This window comes from Faecalibacterium sp. Marseille-P9590 (assembly GCF_017377665.1).
GTDB lineage: Bacteria > Bacillota > Clostridia > Oscillospirales > Ruminococcaceae > Faecalibacterium.
The window spans coordinates 56,860-73,843 of record NZ_JAFREF010000006.1 but is presented as its reverse complement, the minus strand read 5'-3'; the positions used below and the strand labels follow the sequence as shown (position 1 = coordinate 73,843).

The window sequence follows — 16,984 nt, the reverse complement described above, 5'->3', positions numbered from 1 at the left end:
ATCGTTATGGAATGGAGTTTTTTGTTTTTCTTCAACAGCGCCCTGCTGGGCGTGGGCCTTGCCATGGATGCGTTTTCCGTCTCGATGGCAAACGGCCTGCATGACCCGCAGATGTCCCGCCGCAGGGCCGTCCAAATCGCAGGCACCTTCGCCATCTTTCAGGCTGTCATGCCCATGACGGGCTGGGTCTGCGTCCACACCATCGTGGAGCTGTTCTCTTCGTTTGAAAAGTTCATCCCGTGGATCGCCCTCATCCTGCTGGGCTACATCGGCGGTAAAATGCTCATCGAGGGCATCAAGGGCGAAGAGGCCGAGGAAGCCGCTGAGCTGAGCGCGGGCGCACTCTTCATGCAGGGCGTCGCCACCAGCATTGACGCGCTGTCGGTGGGCTTCACCATCTCGGAGTACGGCTGGTTCATGGCACTGGTCTGCTCCCTCATCGTGGCGATCGTCACCTTCTTTATCTGTGAAGCCGGCCTTGCCATCGGCAAAAAGTTCGGCACCAAGCTCTCCGGCAAAGCCTCCGTCCTCGGCGGCGTCATCCTCATCGGCATCGGTCTGGAAATCTTCATCTCCGGCATGATGGGCTGAGAAAAAATATAGAAAAGCGGCACATTCTCCTTTGCGGTGGATGTGCCGCTTCTTTGTTGAACAGGGCTCTTGTATGCCGGGATAAACTGAAACGATGTTTGTTGTCAAATTGATGCAATTTCAGGGACGATTTTATTAAATACCACAAATTTATCAAAACTACTTGACAAATATGTACGGGGGGGGGGTAAATTTAGAGAAACAGAGGGGCCGAACGAGGATTTCCGCTGTCGATTTTGAAAATGTGGGAGGAAATTTACCATGAGATTAGCAAAAAAGGTAATGGCAGTCGCACTGGCTGCGGCTATGACGGTTTCGATGCTCACCGCCTGCGGCGGTGGTGGCGGCGGCGGAAACGGCGGCTCCAGCAGCGATTCTTCCAGCTCGAGCAGCAGCTCTTCCAGCAGCTCCAGCTCTAGCTCCAGCAGCTCTTCGAGCTCTTCTTCCAGCTCTTCGAGCAGCAGCTCCAGCTCTTCCGGCACGACGACTGATAAAAACATTGCAGAGCAGCTTGGCATGACTAATGTCAAGGTCGTTCCTTTCACGAGCAGCTATCTGAAGAACATGAACTCTGAGAAGTATACTCTTGAGATGAACGTGAAGATGCTGGCGGGCAGCGTGACGGTCAGCATGAAGACTGTCCAGTCTACTGACGGAAACAAGAGTTACAATAGAACGCTTGTTCCGGGATATGAGGATGAGATTAACCTGCGCGATGAGGCTCAGAAAAAGAGCTGGGATATCGATGGCATTAAGGGTACTTATACTGTCACTGACTGGAGCAAGTATCCGACGAATCCTGATGATGACGACGACAACACGGTCATCGAAGACTTCACTAAGTACAAGATCATGCAGGGCTACTACAAGATCGGCTCTACCGAGTATCCGGCAGACTGCATTGCTTTTACGGAAACTGAGAATGGTGTGCCTGTGACGGTCGCAATGATTTATTGCTTCAACGGCAGCAAGCCGAAGTATATGATCGTGAAGGGCGTTTCCGAAGTGCAGGGTGAGACTGCTGTCCAGACTGTCATGGAAGGCCAGATCACCAGATACGACACTTACGCAGACGCAAACTACATGAACTTCGAGAAGATCCTGAGCCAGTACGAACTGGTGGAAGATGACGACTAACAGTCGGATGAAATCTCCAATAAACTGATATGAGAAAGCGCCTCTGCACATCGTGCAGAGGCGCTTTTTTGTTCCCCATGGAACATCATTCAAAATAATCGGCGTACTCCTCGGTGAGCTTGGAGCCCAGACGGCGGATGCCGCCGTAAAGGTGGCGTTCCACCAGCGGCTCAAAGGCCGCGAGGTCACACCGCTCGATGGCGTCGATGAGGTTGTGATGGTCGGCCACCACCTCGGCGAGCCCGCCGGTGGTCAGAGTGTCCAGCATCCGGAACCGGCTGTAGTCGGCGTGGGCGTTCTGCAGCGTCCGCCAGAGATACATCTTGCCCATGGCAGAGAACCACGTCTCGTGGAGCCGGGTGTCAGCCTCGTAGAGACGGTTGAAGTCCAGCGTTTCGGCCTTGGCCAGCTCGTCGTAGGCGGCGGCACGCTGGCGGATGAGGGCGCGGTGCTCCGGTGTGCAGTGGGGCGCAAAGTCCCGCAGGACCCGGGCCTCTACTGCGATGCGCTCATAAATCAGCTCGTCCACGATGTCCCGGTTCAGCCGGGTGACAGTAGTGCCTTTGTAAGGCACGATCTTCACCAGCCCGTTCTCCTGTAACCGCTGCAGGACCACCCGGATGAGAGAGCGGGGCGCGCCGAAGCGGGTGCAGAGCGGGTTTTCGCTCAGCGAACAGCCGGGCCGGAGGGTCAAATCGATGATCTCCCGCTCGAGGACGGCGTATATTTCAGAATCTGTTTTATACTGTTGTTCCATTGTCGTTTTCCTGTCTGATGCCCCAAGCGGGCCATGTCCCGGGCACCGGGAGGCGGAAGTCCATTACCTTTCCGGTGTCGGGATGGATGAAGCGGAGCCGTGCGCTCTGAAGCGCAATGTCTCCCTTGATGCGGCTGCCGTATTTGCCGTCGCCCCAGAGCGGGTGGCGGCGGGACGCGAACTGCACCCGTATCTGGTGGGTGCGCCCGGTGTGGAGGGTGATGTCCGCAAGGCTGGTGCTGCCGTCCGGGGCGGAGGCAGAAATGCGATATTCCAGCACAGCCTCCTTCACGCCCTTGCGCGGACGGCTCACCGGAAAAACACGGCCTTTCCGACTGTCCTTGAATAAGTAGTCCCGCAGGACGCCTTCGGCGGGCAGCTTTTCGTCCGGCCCGCCTGCGATGAGGGCGCGGTATTGTTTCACGAAAGGCGGCGCCTCCGGTGTGCCGGCGTCAGGCTCGGCCCGGCCATCCTGTTCGGCATAAACCTGCTGGCTCTGCGTCACCTGACGGCTGAGGGCGGCGGCTGCCTGCGGGGTCTTCGCGTAGACCATCAGACCTGACACGCCGGTGTCCAGCCGGTGGATGACGCCCACATAGGCGTCGGGCCTGCCCCAGAGTTTCCGCAGGGCGGCGGGTACGCCGTCCTCGCTGGAAAGTCCGGCGGGCTTGTCCAGAACCACGAGGGCTGTATCTTCGTAGAGTATCACAGCCTGCCCTCGTCCACCAGCGCCTTGAGCTTGAGCACGCCCGCGATGGTCTTGCCGTCCTTGATCTCGCCGCTCATGACCATCTCGTAGGCTTTTGCCAGCGGGATGCGGTCGGGCGTCAGGAACTCGTCGTCGTCCAGATGCATCTGGGTGGTGTGCAGGCCGGTGGCCACCCACATATAGATGATCTCGGTGTCATAGCCCACCGTGGGGTAGAACTCGCCCAGCGGGGTGTAGTGGTCGGCGGTCAGGCCGCACTCTTCGCCCAGCTCCCGCTTGGCGGCTTTGAAGGGGTCTTCGCCCTTTTCCAGCTTGCCGGCGGGCAGCTCCCACAGCTCCTGCTGCATGGAGTAGCGGAACTGGCGCACCATGCAGAGGGTGCCGTCCTCAAAATACGGTACGATGCAGGCCCCGCCGTGGTGGTGGACCACCTCCCGGATAGAAGTCTCACCGTTTTCCAGCAGAGCCACGTCTTTGGTCAGCGTGACCACCCGGCCTTCAAAGAGCACTTCGCTCGAGAGCGTCTTTTCAAAATGTGCAGCATCCATCGTTTTGTGCCTGTCCTTCCCTGCGCTGTGCAGCGCATGATGCTATAGATAAAGTTTACGGCAGAATCTGTACAAATGTCAATTATAAATTTAGAATTTTGTAAGAAAAAGCCTCATGGATACTGGATTTTGGAGCATAACACCGTCATGGATGCAGCAAAGAACACATCTGTTAAAAAGCGCTAAAAAATTTCTTGAATTTTTGTTGTGTTTTTACAGTCGGTTTGCGTTGCCTTTACCGGCGGAATTTGCTATTATATTAGATGAGCAATAGTGCCTTCATGGGGTTCTCCGGCCCCGGGCAGGGCTATTGCCCTTGACGAGCGTGTGCTTTTGTGGAGTTCTCCGGCTCCGGCGAAGTGCGGCGCTTATCAGTTGAGCAATACGTTTTTCAAAGGAGTTCTCCGGCTCCGGTAAAAAGACGTTTGCCCCGCGCAGAAGGTACCAAATTCTGAATGGAGGAAGAAAAATGCCTAGAGCAAAGCAAACCATGGATGGCAATACCGCTGCCGCTCATGTAGCATATGCCTACACGGACGTGGCTGCCATCTACCCCATTACCCCCTCTTCTCCGATGGCTGACTCTGTGGACCAGTGGTCCGCTCAGGGCCAGAAGAACATCTTCGGCAACCAGGTCAAGGTCGTCGAGATGGAGTCTGAGGCAGGCGCTGCAGGCGCTGTGCACGGCTCTCTGGGTGCAGGTGCTGTTACCACCACCTTCACCGCTTCTCAGGGCCTGCTGCTGATGATCCCCAACATGTACAAGATCGCTGCTGAGCAGCTGCCCTGCGTGTTCGATGTTTCTGCACGTACCGTTGCTACCCAGTCCCTGAACATCTTCGGTGATCACAGCGACGTTATGGCATGCCGCCAGACCGGCTTCGCAATGCTGGTCGAGAGCAGCGTGCAGGAAGTCATGGACCTGTCCCCTGTTGCCCATCTGGCAGCTATCGAGGGCAAGGTTCCTTTCCTGAACTTCTTCGACGGCTTCCGTACTTCTCACGAGTACCAGAAGATCGAGAAGTGGGACTACGCCGACCTGAAGGAAATGTGCAACATGAAGGCTGTCGAGGAGTTCCGTGCAAAGGCTCTGAACCCCGAGCACCCCAAGATGCGCGGTTCCCACGAGAACGGCGACGTGTTCTTCCAGCATCGTGAGGCCTGCAACTCTGTCTACGACGCACTGCCCGCAGTCGTCGAGAAGTACATGGCCAAGATCAACGAGAAGCTGGGCACCAACTACGACCTGTTCAACTACTACGGCGCACCCGATGCCGATCGCGTCATGATCGCTATGGGCTCTGTCTGCGACGTTGCTGACGAGGTCATCGATTACCTGAACGCTAAGGGCGAGAAGGTCGGTATCATCAAGGTCCGCCTGTACCGTCCCTGGGTGTCCTCCGCTCTGCTGAAGGTCCTGCCTGCTACCGCTAAGAAGGTCGCAGTTCTGGACCGCACCAAGGAGCCCGGCTCTCTGGGCGAGCCCCTGTACCTGGATGTCGCAGCTACCCTGCGTGAGGCTGGCAAGAATGATGTCATCCTGACCGGCGGCCGTTACGGTCTGGGCAGCAAGGACACTCCCCCGTCCTCCATCTTCGCTCTGTTCAAGGAGCTGGAGAAGGATCAGCCGAAGGAGCGCTTCACCCTCGGCATCACCGATGATGTCACCGGCCTGTCTCTGCCTGAGGTCAAGCCCGCTCCCATCACCGCAGCAGCTGGCACCAAGGAGTGCAAGTTCTGGGGTCTGGGCGGCGACGGTACCGTCGGTGCTAACAAGAACTCCGTCAAGATCATCGGCGACCACACTGATAAGTATGTTCAGGCATACTTCCAGTATGACTCCAAGAAGACCGGCGGCGTGACCATCAGCCACCTGCGTTTCGGCGACAAGCCCATCCGCAGCCCCTACTACATCAACCAGGCTGACTTCGTGGCCTGCCACAACCCCGCTTACATCCACATGGGCATGAAGATGGTCCAGGATGTCAAGCCCGGCGGCGTGTTCATGATCAACTGCCAGTGGAACGATGAGGAGCTGGGCCATCACCTGAACGCTGAGGCCAAGAAGTACATCGCTGACAACAACATCCAGCTGTACACCATCAACGCTATCGATAAGGCTATCGAGATCGGTATGGGCAAGCGCACCAATACCATCCTGCAGTCCGCTTTCTTCAAGCTGGCTGACGTTATGCCCATCGAGGACGCCGTCAACTTCATGAAGCAGGCAGCTCAGAAGAGCTACGGCAAGAAGGGCCAGGACGTCGTTGAGATGAACTGGAAGGCCATCGATGCCGGTGTTGACGCCATCCACAAGGTGGACGTCCCCGCTTCCTGGTCCAACCCCGAGGCCGATCCCGCTCCGAAGGAGCTGGCTGGCCGTCCCGAGCTGGTCAAGCAGATCCGCGACGTCATGGAGCCCATCGCTCGTATGGACGGCGACAGCCTGCCTGTCTCTGCTTTCGTTGCTAACGCAAACGGCGAGTGGGAGCAGGGTGCTTCCGCTTACGAGAAGCGCGGCACCGCTGTGAACGTCCCCGAGTGGGATGCTTCCAAGTGTGTTGGCTGCAACCAGTGCGCATTCGTGTGCTCTCACGCAACCATCCGTCCCTTCCAGCTGACCGCTGACGAGCTGGCAGCAGCTCCCGCACAGACCAAGAGCCGCGACAACAAGCCCGCTAACGAGTACAAGTTCGTTATGGCTGTGTCTCCTCTGGACTGCATGGGCTGCGGCGAGTGTGTCACCGTCTGCCCCACCAAGGCTATCCAGATGGTTCCTCAGGAGTCTCAGGCCGATCAGCAGGCAGTCTTCGACTACTGCGTCGCCAACATCTCCAAGAAGCCCTCTAAGTTCGCAGACGACACCGTCATCGGCTCTCAGTTCAACCAGCCGCTGCTGGAGTTCTCTGGCTCCTGCGCAGGCTGTGCTGAGACCTCTTACGCACGTCTGATCACCCAGCTGTTCGGCGAGAAGATGTACATCTCCAACGCCACCGGCTGCTCCTCTATCTGGGGCGGTACTGCTTCCATCTCTCCGTACACTGTCAACAAGGACAGCGGCCACGGTCCTGCATGGTGCAACTCCCTGTTCGAGGATAACGCAGAGCACGGCCTGGGCCTGTATCTGGGCCAGAAGACCGTCCGTGAGAACCTGATCAAGCGCATCGCTGAGGTCGCTGGTTCTGACAAGGCTTCTGCTGAGCTGAAGGCTGCCTTTGACGAGTTCATGGCAACCAAGAACAACACCAAGGCTAACGATGCCCCCGCTAAGGCTCTGATCGCTGAGCTGGAGAAGGCTGCTGCCGCTGGCTGCACCGAGTCCGCTGAGATCCTGAAGAGCAAGGAGTTCATCGCCAAGAAGTCCGTCTGGATCTTCGGTGGTGACGGCTGGGCATACGACATCGGCTTCGGCGGTCTGGACCACGTCCTGGCTTCCGGCGAGGATGTCAACGTCATGGTCTTCGATACTGAGATGTACTCCAACACCGGCGGACAGGCATCCAAGGCCTCCAACATCGGCGAGGTCTGCCAGTTCGCTGCTGCTGGTAAGGAGATCAGCAAGAAGAGCCTGTCTGAGATCGCTATGACCTACGGTTACATCTATGTTGCTCAGATCGCTCTGGGCGCTAACATGAACCAGGCTGTCAAGGCTATCGCAGAGGCTGAGGCATATCCCGGCCCCTCCCTCATCATCGGCTACGCTCCCTGCGAGCTGCACGGTGTTAAGGGCGGCATGACCAACTGCCAGAACGAGATGAAGAAGGCAGTTGAGGCTGGTTACTGGAACCTGTTCACCTTCAATCCGGCCAACAAGGCTCAGGGCAAGAACCCCTTCACCCTGACCTCCAAGGCTGTGGATGCCGAGAAGTATCAGGCCCTGCTGGCAAACGAGACTCGTTACAGCCGCCTGACTCGTGCATTCCCGGAGCGTGCAAAGCAGCTGTTTGCTCGCAACGAGCAGGTCGCAAACGACCGTTACGAGCATCTGACCCGCCTGGTCGAGCTGTACAAGTAAACCAAAGTTCTTTTGACTCTGGCTGGAATTTTGCCGCAGCGGCACCTTAGTCCCGAAAGGGCGGCTGCTCCGTGCTGGCGATTACTGCGCAACGCAGCAGTACGAAACTGTGGCCCCGGCCAGAGAAGAAATAACAGGCTTATTTCTACGCAGAGACTGGAGCTTTGTACTCCAAACTGATTTCAACTCTCTGCCCGCGTCCGAACGCGTCGGGGCGGGCAGAGCATGAAATACCAAAGCGCCCGCGAGGGTCCTTGAAAGCATACTTCGCGTGTGTCAGGAGCATAAGGTCTGTTCGCAGATACCTTGCCCCGCCTGCTGCATAAGACCTGCTTGCAGGTATCTTGCCGCAGTCAAAAACGGATCCCGTTTTTAGCGCCCCGCTCACTGGAAATAGTGTCCGGGGCGTATTTTTGTGTCTTTTACACTTTCTTCATAGGTTTTTCATGAAATCCGGTGCGGAATCTGCTATACTACAGCCATGAGGATTCGGGGCCGCAACCGATTCCTTGTACATGATTCCTCCTCACACCAAAGCAATATCCAGACACAGCGCCCTTTCCGGTGAAGCCGCAAGCACCGGGGAGGGCGCTGTGCGTTTTTTCTGCGTCAATATTCCGGAAATGGACGCCTTACAGGGTTGACCGGGCATTTGAGTGGAGATATAATAAACCTGTAGGCTAAGAAACTTAGTAAAACGAATTTGTGGAGGTGAACGCAGGACAATGGACCCGGATCATAGTCGAAGACGATGGAATGATGCGGCCGGAACGACCGCGAAAGGTGCTGCGTTCGCCTTTTTTGTACGCTGAACAGCGGAGTATCCGCTGTCCGGCTGCCGTACAAAAGAGGCGCAGCTTTGCGCGTGCAGATGGGCAGTGCGGCCCGGGGTCTGCGGCGCAGGAGCGGCGCTTTTTGCGTTGATGCGGCTGTGTCCTCCTGAGACAGAAAAGAGGAGGAACACAAATGGAAGAAGAAAAGAAGACCCCGGAGCGCGAAGAGGAACAGGCTCTTCCGGTGCAGGAACTGCCCACGGATATTCCCGCTGAGGTGCGCCAGAAGCTGGCCGAAGACCTGAACGAGCAGGCCACCGAAGACCTCAAGCAGGACGTCCGCGAGGCCGAAAAAGAGGAGGCCAACGACGAAGAAGTCAAGGCCAACCCCGAGATGCTGACCAAGAGCCGTCTGCTCAAGCTGCTCGTCAAAAAGCAGTACGTCAAGCTGCGCGAAGTGACCGAGGAAGAGCAGCCCGCCGACCTGGCCGAGCTGCTGGAAGAGCTGGACGAGAACAACCGCCTCGTGGTGTTCCGTCTGCTGAAAAAGGACGTTGCAACGGAAGCATTCGCCTATATGTCCGATGAGGCCCGCGACGACCTCGTGAATGCTTTCTCCGACGTCGAGCTGGTGAGCGCCATCGAAGATATGAGCCTTGACGACGCCGCCGACCTGCTGGAAGATATGCCCGCAGGCGTGGTCAAGCGGGTGCTGGAAAAGTCGTCCCGCCAGACCCGTGAGAGCCTGAACAAGCTGCTGAACTACCCCGAAAGCTCTGCCGGCAGCCTGATGACCCCCGAATACGTCCGTCTGCGGCAGGAGATGACCGTCAGTGACGCCTTCGCCGCTATCCGCAAGCAGGGTGAGAACGCCGAGACGGTCTACACCTGCTATGTGGTGGAGCGCAACCGCCTGCTGGGCGTCGTGTCGGCCCGCAGCCTGCTGCTGTCTGACCCCTCTACCCCCATCGTGGACATCATGGACGACAATGTCGTCACCGTGAAGGTCACGGATGACCAGGAGTATGTGGCCCGCGAGATGCAGCGCTACGACTTCACCGCGATGCCTGTTCTGGACAACGAGGGTATGTTCGTCGGTATCATCACCATCGACGACGCTATCGACGTCCTGACCGATGAGAGCACCGAGGATATGCAGAAGATGGCAGCTATTCTGCCCGACGACGATGCCACCACCTACTTCGGCACCAGCGTCTGGACCCACGCCAAGCAGCGTATCCCCTGGCTGCTCATCCTGATGCTCTCTGCTACCTTCACCGGTATGGTCACGACCCACTACGAAGAGGCTTTCGTCAGCCTGCCCCTGCTGGTCTCCTTCATGCCCATGCTGATGGATACCGCCGGCAACTGCGGCAACCAGATCAGCACCCTGATGGTCCGCGGCCTCGCTCTGGGTGAGGTGGAGCCCAGCGACTTCCTCAAAGTTCTGGGCAAGGAACTGAGGGTCTCCGCCATCGTCGGCGCGGTGCTGGGCCTCGTCAACGGTCTGCGCATCTACCTGATGTACACCTACCTCTACGCCGGCCAGTATGACAATGTCATCGGCTACGCAGTGGTCGTCAGCGTGTCGCTGTTCTTCAGCGTCATCCTCGCAAAGCTGGTGGGCGGTATGCTGCCGCTGGCCGCCAAGAAGCTGGGCGCCGACCCGGCCATCATGGCGACCCCCTTCATCACCACCATCGTGGACGCCTGCAGCTTGATCTTGTATTTCCAAATCGCACAGGCTGTCTTCCGCGGCATGATGTAAATACACAAAAACGCCCCTGCTCAGTAAGTGCTGAGCGGGGGCGTTCTGTTTCCCAGATACAACAAGGCCCCCGTCTGGCGCTTGCGGCGACGCCAGAGGGGGCCTTGCTGTTTGGGGTATTGCTTTGGTGTGAGGAGGAATCATGTGCAAGGGGCGGTTGCGGCCCCGCACCCTTGTGAGCTATAGTATACCCGAATTACCGGCCAAAATCATGTCTTTCCTGTGAAAGATTTGTTAATCGGCCTGTGAAATTTTTGGGAGAGAGATGCTTATTTTTCAGCATGAGAGCCCAGCGCCGCGTGCTGACGACCCATCTCCACATAAGCTTTTGCGTTCTCGATGTTGTGGGCCAGCTGGTCGTCCCGGATAGTCTTGATGACCCGGGCAGGCACGCCTACCGCCACCGAGTTGTCGGGGATGACCATTCCTTCAGGCACCAGCGCCCCGGCCCCGATGATGCAGTTTCTGCCCACGACGGCGTGGTTGAGGATGGTGGCATGCATCCCGATGAGGCTGTTGTCCCCCACCGTGCAGCCGTGGACGATGGCGCTGTGGCCTACGGTGACGTTTTTGCCCAGAACGACCTGCCCGCCGGGGTCGCAGTGGAGCACGGCGTTGTCCTGCACATTGCTGTTCTCGCCCAGTATCAGTGCGCCCTCGTCGGCCCGCAGTACAGCCCCGTACCAGATATTCACGCCCCTGCCCAGTGTCACGTCGCCCAGCACCGTCGCATTCGCCGCCACGAAGACAGCGCCCTCATCCTGGGGCATTTTTCCACCAAAGGAGAGCATCATTGTTGAAAAACCACCTTTCTCTTTTGCTTCATTTATGGTATTCTTTATTATAGCTCTTATTGTCGGAGCAAGGAAGCCCCCAGGCTTCCGAAGGAGTATCAATTTATGCAGTTTCATCCCTTTGCGCGGCGGCTTCTGGCTCTGGCCCTGACCGCTGCATTCATGACTACAGCGGCACTGTCCGGTTTCGCCGTCTACGCGATGCCCATTCAGGCCGCCTACCCGCAGGAATCCATCTACCTCTTCGACGCCGACACCGGCGAAGCTCTCGTGGAGCAGAACCCCGACCTTCCCCGCTGCGTCGCCAGCCTGACCAAGATGATGACGGCCCTTCTCGTGCTGGAAAGCGGCACCGACCTCAATGCCAGTATCACCATCCCGGCCAGCCTCACGCCGGAACTTCAGTCCATCCGGGCCAACCGGGGTCACACCATCGGCCTGCAGGCCGGCGAGATGGTGCGCCGCATCGATATGATGTACGCCATGCTCCTGCCCAGTGCCAACGACGCAGCCAGCGTGCTGGCCGTCGATACCTCCGGCAGTCTGGCCGCCTTCGCGGCCCAGATGAACGTCCGGGCCAGTCAGCTGGGCTGTACGGCCACCCATTTCACCTGCCCCCACGGCCTCTACGACGGCGGCAACTACTCCACGGCCCGCGATATGGTGAAGATTGCGCTGGCCTGCTATGCGAACCCGACCTACAGCCAGATAGCGGACACGGTGTCCTATAAACTGCCCGCCACCAATGTGCATCCGGCCCGGACGGTCACGACCACCAATAAGCTTTTGCAGCCCGGCAGCGGCTATTACCGCAGCTATGCCCACGGCATGAAGACCGGCTTCACCACTCAGGCCGGGCGGTGCTTCGTTACCTTTGCCCAGCAGGACGGCCATACTTATGGGCTGGTCATTCTGGGCTCGAACTCCCAGAATATCTTCCGGGAGGCGGCAGAGCTGTTCGACTGGGCCTTTACCAGCCCCGAACTGCACCCCGCCCCGGCAGAGCCTGAGGTTGAACCCGAGAAGCACGGGCTGAGTGCATTCTGGCACAAAGTGTTTGGCTGATGTTTGAATGTTAAGGAGGACAAGCCTATGAATCGACCCACCTTCCTGCGCCGGAGCACGGCGCTGCTGCTCACGCTGGTGCTGATGGTCTGCGCCGCCCTGCCCGGGTTTGCCGCTTATCAGATGCCCATCCAGACGGCCAGCGACACCGAGTCGGTCTATCTCTTCAATCTGGATACCGGCAAGCCCATCCTCAGGCAGAACTCTGACCAGCAGCGCTACATCGCCAGCCTCACCAAGATGATGACGGCTCTGCTCTTCCTCGAGAGCGGCAAGGACATGAACGCTGAGATCACCATCCCCACCAGCCTGACCCAGGAGTTCAAGGACATCCAGAACGCCAACGGCTCCACCATGAACCTCCGCATCGGCGAGACGGTGCGCCGCATCGACCTGCTCTACGGTCTGCTGGTGGCCAGTGCCAACGACGCGGCCAGCGTCATCGCCAGCGACGTCTCGGGCGGCGACCTGACGGCCTTCGTGGCCCAGATGAACGCCCGCGCCAAGGAGCTGGGCTGCACGGATACCACCTTCTCCTGCGTCCACGGCCTGTACGACTACGGCAACGTCTCCACGGCAGAGGACCTTGCAAAAATTGCCGCTGCCTGCTACGCCAACGAGACCTATATGCAGGCCGCGAACACCCTCACCTATACGTTGCCCGCCACGAACCTGCACCAGAACGAGCGGAGCATCAAGTCCACCAACCTCATGCTGGACCCGGAGTATGCCTATCATCGCGACTATGTCCGGGGCATGAAGACCGGCTTTACTACCCTCGCAGGCCGGTGCTTCGTCACCTTTGCCCAGCAGGACGGCCACACCTACGGCCTCGTGGTGCTGGGCAGTGATATGAACAACATCTACCGCGAGTGTGCGGAGATTTTGGATTGGGCCTTCTCGAGCTTTTCTGACCGTCAGCTCGTGGACACGGAGACGGTGCTCACCACTATCCCGCTGACCAAGTGCCGCACGGAGAAAGCCGTGGAGCTCTACGCCGCCAGCGGCCTCAGCGGTTACGGCCACGCCGACGATGAAGTGACCTTCGAGTTCTCGGTGCCGGAGAGCACTTCGGCCACCGTCAAGGAGGGTGCTGTGCTTGGTACGGCCACCGTCTACCTCGACGGCTACGAGATGGGAACGGTGGACCTTGTGACCCACAAAGAATATGTGTCGGACTTTCGCACCGACACCAAAACGACCCTTCTTCTCATGGCCGCGCTCATCGGCATCCTCATCGTGCTGGGCTTCCTGACGATGGTGGCCGGCGGCGGTTCGTTGAACCTGCGGCGGCGGAGTCGGTCCCGCAGAAGATAATAGAATCAAATAGCAATAGTAAAAGCTCCCCGGAAGGGGAGCTTTTGCTTTATCCAAGCTTCGCTGCAAGAACGGAAAGCGTGATTTTGGGGTTCACCTGCGCGGCGAGCCGCTGAATGGCCGCATCGGCCAGCGAGAGGGCGCGGCGGGCAGCGTCACCCGTCAGAGGGGTGCTGGCACATCCCCGGAGTCCGGCGGCGGCCACGGCCCGGAAATCGCCCAGCAGGGCCGCTGCTGCGGCCTTGTCCTTCTCGTACCCGGCCAGCAGGACGGCGGCGGCATAGCTGTCGTGAGCCGCCGCGGCCTTGGCCAGAGTCAGGGCCTTTTCCACCTGTTCCCGGCGGGCGTCGTCCCGGGCGGCGGCAAGCACTGTGCCGATGTGGCCGTCGAACAGCTCACTGTAGAGCCGGGCCTGCTTTTTGTCCACGCCCTGCCCGATGCACCACTGGGCGCATTCCTCGGGGCTGACCGGGGCCACGGCAAAGCTGATGCAGCGGCTGCGGATAGTGGGCAGCACACCGGCCAGCGAATCTGCCGTCAGCAGGAAGAGTACGCCCTCCGGCGGCTCCTCCATCACCTTCAGCAGGGCGTTGGCGGATTCCTCGTTCATCCGCTCCACATGGTAGAGCAGGACGGCGCGGCCCTCGGCGGAGAGGCTGGTATTGAAAATTTCGGTGCGCATGGCCTTGACCTGACTGACGAGATACCGCCCGCCCGAGCCCATGCCGGTGACGGAGATGGCCTCACGTACCACGCCGGTCTCGATGCGGCCGCTGTCGCGGTCACCGGCTTTGCCCACGGCACGGCAGCATTCGCCCCGCAGAAGGGCCTCAGCAGGTGCGCCGCCTGCCGGGTAAAGATAGTCTGCCGCCACGCACCGGGCCGCGTAGCCCGCGCCCAGGCCCGTCTCGCCCACCAATAACACGCTGTGGGTCAGGCGGCTGCTGCCCAGCATCAGGCGGACGCTGTCTTTCAGGGCCGCATTGCCCGCAAGGCGGTCTATCATCATGTGCGGCTCACCTCCGGTTCTTCCGCTTCCACTGCTCCCGACGTATCCACGCCCGGACGCTGCGCAGTGCCTGCGGCCCGAAGAAGAGCGCAAATCCCAGCATACTCAGCAGATAGCTCACCTTATACAGCCACCCGGCAGTCAGGAAGCTGAACAGCCACATGGCAGCGGCGAAGAGACCGAAATACTTCACCCTTACCGGGATGACGAAGAACAGCAGCACCTGCACCTCGGGGTAGAGCATGGCGAAAGCCAGCAGCAGCGACAGCGACAGGCAGTAGGTGTCGGCTGGGATGCCGGTGACGAGACAGCCCAGCGAGGTGCCGATCATCCCCAGCAGGAAGTAGAGGTTGAAGCGGAAATCGCCCCATTCCTTTTCCAGCGCCGTGCCGATGAACCATGTGAAGTAGATGCCGAGGATGACGCTCAGCGGCCCGCCCCCCGAAAACGGGATAAAGACGAAGGTGATGAGCCGCCACACCTGCCCCATCAGCAGCAGGCTCCGGCTCAGGCCGAGATAGACTGAGATGAATTGGTTGACGAACAGTTCGATGGCGTAGACTAAAATCTGTCCACCTACGATGATAGAGATGAGGTTGGGGATGCAAAAGCGGCCGTATTTCCGCTCAAGGCGGGAGATCCAGTTCATAGGCAGACGCCTCCGTGAAAAGAAATTTTTGCGGCCCATGTCCGGGGCCATTTTCTGTCTTTCATTGTATCATGTTTGCCCGGCCCATTCAAGAAAATCCGTGGGAAGTGCGGGGCTTCATTTTGGGGCGGGTATCGGAAGAGTATCCCATCTGGAATGATTTTTTAACTTTTTCCACTGGGTTTTCCACCGATTTTGTGAAAAAGAAGTGGGGTTTCCCACAGTGTTTTCCACTTTTTCCACCGAGTTTTCCACAGAAAATTGAGTTTTGGGTTATACACGATGTATTCCAAAACGGGAAAAGAGGGAAAATCTGGAGAGAAAAGGGGTCGAAGAGCCTTTTTTTGAAAAGAAAGTCGAGGTCAAAAATTTATTTTCTGCGGCGTTTCGCGCTTGGGGCAAAAGCGCCTCTCCCCTCTGGAATTTTTGGCGCAGGAGTTTTCCACAAACGCTGCCCGGCAAAAACCATGTGTGGAAAACCGTGGGAAAACCCGAGTTTTCCACAAACTTTGCAGGGAGGAAAGAAAAGCGCCCCCGGGGCCGGACGGCCTGCAGAGGCGCTGGAATGCTGGAAAATTTATACGGCCCCGTAGATGCCGTGGACGGAGACTTCGCCGGTGAAGACCTTCTCCTCGCCGCTGTCGGTGCGGACGATGAGCTGGCCGTCGGCGTCCACGTCGATGGCTGTGCCGCTGCCTGTACCGCCGCCCGGCAAATCGAAGGTGACGTGGCGGCCCAGGTTGACGCAGACCGCCTTGTACTCGTCCCGGAAGGGAGCGAAGCCCTCCCGCGCGAAGGTGTAGAGCGGACGGTCAAAGCCGAAGTCCGTCAGCGCCTCGGCCAGCCACTGGGGGTCGGCGGCAAGGTCCACTTTCGCGCCCTGCAATTCGAGGGAGGTGCCGTTGGGCAGGTTTGCGGCGTCGAAATAGCTCTGGGGCTGTGCCAGATTGATGCCGATGCCGCAGACGATGCCCCGGCCCTGCATCTGGTAGCCGTAGCTGACGCTCTCGCAGAGGATGCCCACGATCTTCTTGCCGTTCAGTAGCAGGTCATTGGGCCATTTTATCTGGCAGTCCACGCCGTAGCGCTGGGCCAGCTGATCGCGGACGGCAAGGCTTGCCAGCAGCGGCAGGGTGGCAGGCTGGGCCAGCGGCTCCCGGATGACCGCCGTATAATAGAGGGCGCGGCCCTCGGCGTTCACCCAGCTGCGGCCAAGACGGCCCCGGCCTGCGGTCTGATTGGTGGTGTATACCGCGCCCACCGGGCCGAACTCTTCAAAATGCTCTTTTGCGTAAGCGTTGGTGCTGCCGCACTCGGACAGCCAGCGCACCTCGTTGATGCTCATGCTTTGGGTACCTCTTTGTGCTCGTGGCTGACCACCTTGCCGTCGGCAAGGGTCAGGATGCCGTAGGTGTTGGGGCCGGTGTAGCACCGGCCGCAGGAGCCGGGGTTGAACAGGAACACCCCGCCCCGCTCTTCTGCCACCGGGATGTGGGTGTGACCGAAGAGGGCGACGTTCGCGCCCCGGGCTGCGGCTGCGTCAGCCAGCGTGTCGAGGTCGTATTTCACCCCGTACATATGGCCGTGGGTGTAGAAGACGACCACCCCGTCAAAGGCGGCAAGCCCGTCCAGCGGCTCCAGCGCACCGAAATCGCAGTTTCCGGCTACAGCATAGGCCCGCAGAGAGGGGTAAAAGGTGAGCACCTGCTCGAGGTCGCGCAGGCCGTCGCCCAGAAAGATGAGCGCGTCGATGCTGTCCGCCTCGGCGGCCAGAATGTTTTCGATGGCCAGACGGCTGTTGTGGCTGTCGCTCAAAATCAGAAGTTTCGTCACGGGAAAAGGATCCTCCTCA

16 protein-coding genes are annotated in these 16,984 nt (G+C 59.0%); 7 read left to right on the top strand and 9 right to left on the bottom strand.

The annotated features are described in order from the left end of the window. Positions 1–6: 6 nt before the first annotated feature. The gene (locus J3349_RS08685; protein ID WP_207677137.1) at positions 7–591 is read left to right on the top strand and encodes a manganese efflux pump; all 585 of its coding nucleotides are present in this window, start codon (positions 7–9) and stop codon (positions 589–591) included. Between the two features lie 104 nt (positions 592–695). Here the strand turns inward: J3349_RS08685 and J3349_RS08680 are convergent, their stop codons facing one another. Next, entirely contained in the window at positions 696–1,091 is a 396-nt protein-coding gene (locus J3349_RS08680) for a hypothetical protein (protein ID WP_207677136.1), read from the bottom strand. A 16-nt stretch (positions 1,092–1,107) separates the two neighbouring features. On the opposite strand from J3349_RS08680, the gene J3349_RS08675 reads away from it, so the two are divergent. Next, positions 1,108–1,728, top strand: coding sequence for a hypothetical protein (locus J3349_RS08675; RefSeq protein ID WP_207677135.1), 621 nt, complete (start codon positions 1,108–1,110; stop codon positions 1,726–1,728). Between the two features lie 85 nt (positions 1,729–1,813). On the opposite strand, the gene J3349_RS08670 is transcribed toward J3349_RS08675, so the two are convergent. Genes J3349_RS08670 through J3349_RS08660 form a run of 3 tightly spaced genes read right to left on the bottom strand, consistent with a single transcriptional unit; the run spans position 1,814 to position 3,742 of the window. Continuing rightward, positions 1,814–2,485 (bottom strand): GntR family transcriptional regulator, encoded by a 672-nt coding sequence (locus tag J3349_RS08670; protein ID WP_149794743.1) that lies wholly within the window; start codon positions 2,483–2,485, stop codon positions 1,814–1,816. Beyond that, complete coding sequence (locus J3349_RS08665; protein ID WP_207677134.1) at positions 2,469–3,194, bottom strand: RluA family pseudouridine synthase; 726 nt, start codon at positions 3,192–3,194, stop codon at positions 2,469–2,471. The genes J3349_RS08670 and J3349_RS08665 overlap by 17 nt, the downstream gene beginning before the upstream one ends. Then, the gene (locus J3349_RS08660) at positions 3,191–3,742 is read right to left on the bottom strand and encodes an NUDIX hydrolase (RefSeq protein WP_207677133.1); all 552 of its coding nucleotides are present in this window, start codon (positions 3,740–3,742) and stop codon (positions 3,191–3,193) included. The genes J3349_RS08665 and J3349_RS08660 overlap by 4 nt, the downstream gene beginning before the upstream one ends. 469 nt (positions 3,743–4,211) lie before the next feature. Between J3349_RS08660 and nifJ the strand changes: the two genes are divergently transcribed. Both nifJ and mgtE read left to right on the top strand, forming a co-directional pair. Continuing rightward, positions 4,212–7,757, top strand: a complete 3,546-nt coding sequence (gene nifJ, locus J3349_RS08655; protein WP_207677132.1) for a pyruvate:ferredoxin (flavodoxin) oxidoreductase — start codon at positions 4,212–4,214, stop codon at positions 7,755–7,757. A 966-nt stretch (positions 7,758–8,723) separates the two neighbouring features. Then, complete coding sequence (gene mgtE / locus J3349_RS08650) at positions 8,724–10,298, top strand: magnesium transporter (protein ID WP_207677131.1); 1,575 nt, start codon at positions 8,724–8,726, stop codon at positions 10,296–10,298. A 269-nt stretch (positions 10,299–10,567) separates the two neighbouring features. Here the strand turns inward: mgtE and J3349_RS08645 are convergent, their stop codons facing one another. After that, complete coding sequence (locus J3349_RS08645; protein WP_347564992.1) at positions 10,568–11,068, bottom strand: gamma carbonic anhydrase family protein; 501 nt, start codon at positions 11,066–11,068, stop codon at positions 10,568–10,570. Positions 11,069–11,197: 129 nt separating this feature from the next. Here J3349_RS08645 and J3349_RS08640 point away from each other — a divergent pair, with 129 nt between their 5' ends. Continuing rightward, complete coding sequence (locus tag J3349_RS08640) at positions 11,198–12,157, top strand: D-alanyl-D-alanine carboxypeptidase (RefSeq protein ID WP_207677129.1); 960 nt, start codon at positions 11,198–11,200, stop codon at positions 12,155–12,157. A 27-nt stretch (positions 12,158–12,184) separates the two neighbouring features. After that, positions 12,185–13,474 (top strand): D-alanyl-D-alanine carboxypeptidase family protein, encoded by a 1,290-nt coding sequence (locus tag J3349_RS08635; protein WP_207677128.1) that lies wholly within the window; start codon positions 12,185–12,187, stop codon positions 13,472–13,474. 49 nt (positions 13,475–13,523) lie between these two features. Here the strand turns inward: J3349_RS08635 and J3349_RS08630 are convergent, their stop codons facing one another. Both J3349_RS08630 and J3349_RS08625 read right to left on the bottom strand, forming a co-directional pair. After that, the gene (locus tag J3349_RS08630) at positions 13,524–14,483 is read right to left on the bottom strand and encodes a hypothetical protein (protein WP_207677127.1); all 960 of its coding nucleotides are present in this window, start codon (positions 14,481–14,483) and stop codon (positions 13,524–13,526) included. Between the two features lie 7 nt (positions 14,484–14,490). Continuing rightward, positions 14,491–15,132: a rhomboid family intramembrane serine protease gene (locus tag J3349_RS08625; RefSeq protein WP_207677126.1), complete on the bottom strand. Its 642-nt coding sequence runs from the start codon at positions 15,130–15,132 to the stop codon at positions 14,491–14,493. A 14-nt stretch (positions 15,133–15,146) separates the two neighbouring features. On the opposite strand from J3349_RS08625, the gene J3349_RS08620 reads away from it, so the two are divergent. Next, entirely contained in the window at positions 15,147–15,725 is a 579-nt protein-coding gene (locus tag J3349_RS08620; protein ID WP_207677125.1) for a hypothetical protein, read from the top strand. Here J3349_RS08620 and J3349_RS08615 read toward each other — a convergent pair. Both J3349_RS08615 and J3349_RS08610 read right to left on the bottom strand, forming a co-directional pair. After that, positions 15,710–16,477: a biotin--[acetyl-CoA-carboxylase] ligase gene (locus J3349_RS08615; protein WP_207677124.1), complete on the bottom strand. Its 768-nt coding sequence runs from the start codon at positions 16,475–16,477 to the stop codon at positions 15,710–15,712. The genes J3349_RS08620 and J3349_RS08615 overlap by 16 nt on opposite strands. Continuing rightward, positions 16,474–16,965 carry a YfcE family phosphodiesterase gene (locus J3349_RS08610; RefSeq protein ID WP_207677123.1) on the bottom strand — a complete coding sequence of 164 codons (492 nt, stop codon included), beginning with the start codon at positions 16,963–16,965 and terminating at the stop codon, positions 16,474–16,476. The genes J3349_RS08615 and J3349_RS08610 overlap by 4 nt, the downstream gene beginning before the upstream one ends. Positions 16,966–16,984 lie beyond the last annotated feature (19 nt).

What these genes read in the sequence shown, in the direction of transcription:
- J3349_RS08675 (WP_207677135.1), top strand. Translation starts at nt 1,108, where the DNA reads ATGACTAATGTCAAGGTCGTTCCTTTCACGAGCAGCTATCTGAAGAAC.
- mgtE (WP_207677131.1), top strand. Translation starts at nt 8,724, where the DNA reads ATGGAAGAAGAAAAGAAGACCCCGGAGCGCGAAGAGGAACAGGCTCTT.
- J3349_RS08625 (WP_207677126.1), bottom strand. Translation starts at nt 15,132, where the DNA reads ATGAACTGGATCTCCCGCCTTGAGCGGAAATACGGCCGCTTTTGCATC.
- J3349_RS08635 (WP_207677128.1), top strand. Translation starts at nt 12,185, where the DNA reads ATGAATCGACCCACCTTCCTGCGCCGGAGCACGGCGCTGCTGCTCACG.
- J3349_RS08640 (WP_207677129.1), top strand. Translation starts at nt 11,198, where the DNA reads ATGCAGTTTCATCCCTTTGCGCGGCGGCTTCTGGCTCTGGCCCTGACC.
- J3349_RS08645 (WP_347564992.1), bottom strand. Translation starts at nt 11,068, where the DNA reads ATGCCCCAGGATGAGGGCGCTGTCTTCGTGGCGGCGAATGCGACGGTG.
- J3349_RS08630 (WP_207677127.1), bottom strand. Translation starts at nt 14,483, where the DNA reads ATGATGATAGACCGCCTTGCGGGCAATGCGGCCCTGAAAGACAGCGTC.
- nifJ (WP_207677132.1), top strand. Translation starts at nt 4,212, where the DNA reads ATGCCTAGAGCAAAGCAAACCATGGATGGCAATACCGCTGCCGCTCAT.
- J3349_RS08680 (WP_207677136.1), bottom strand. Translation starts at nt 1,091, where the DNA reads ATGTTTTTATCAGTCGTCGTGCCGGAAGAGCTGGAGCTGCTGCTCGAA.
- J3349_RS08670 (WP_149794743.1), bottom strand. Translation starts at nt 2,485, where the DNA reads ATGGAACAACAGTATAAAACAGATTCTGAAATATACGCCGTCCTCGAG.
- J3349_RS08685 (WP_207677137.1), top strand. Translation starts at nt 7, where the DNA reads ATGGAATGGAGTTTTTTGTTTTTCTTCAACAGCGCCCTGCTGGGCGTG.
- J3349_RS08615 (WP_207677124.1), bottom strand. Translation starts at nt 16,477, where the DNA reads ATGAGCATCAACGAGGTGCGCTGGCTGTCCGAGTGCGGCAGCACCAAC.
- J3349_RS08660 (WP_207677133.1), bottom strand. Translation starts at nt 3,742, where the DNA reads ATGGATGCTGCACATTTTGAAAAGACGCTCTCGAGCGAAGTGCTCTTT.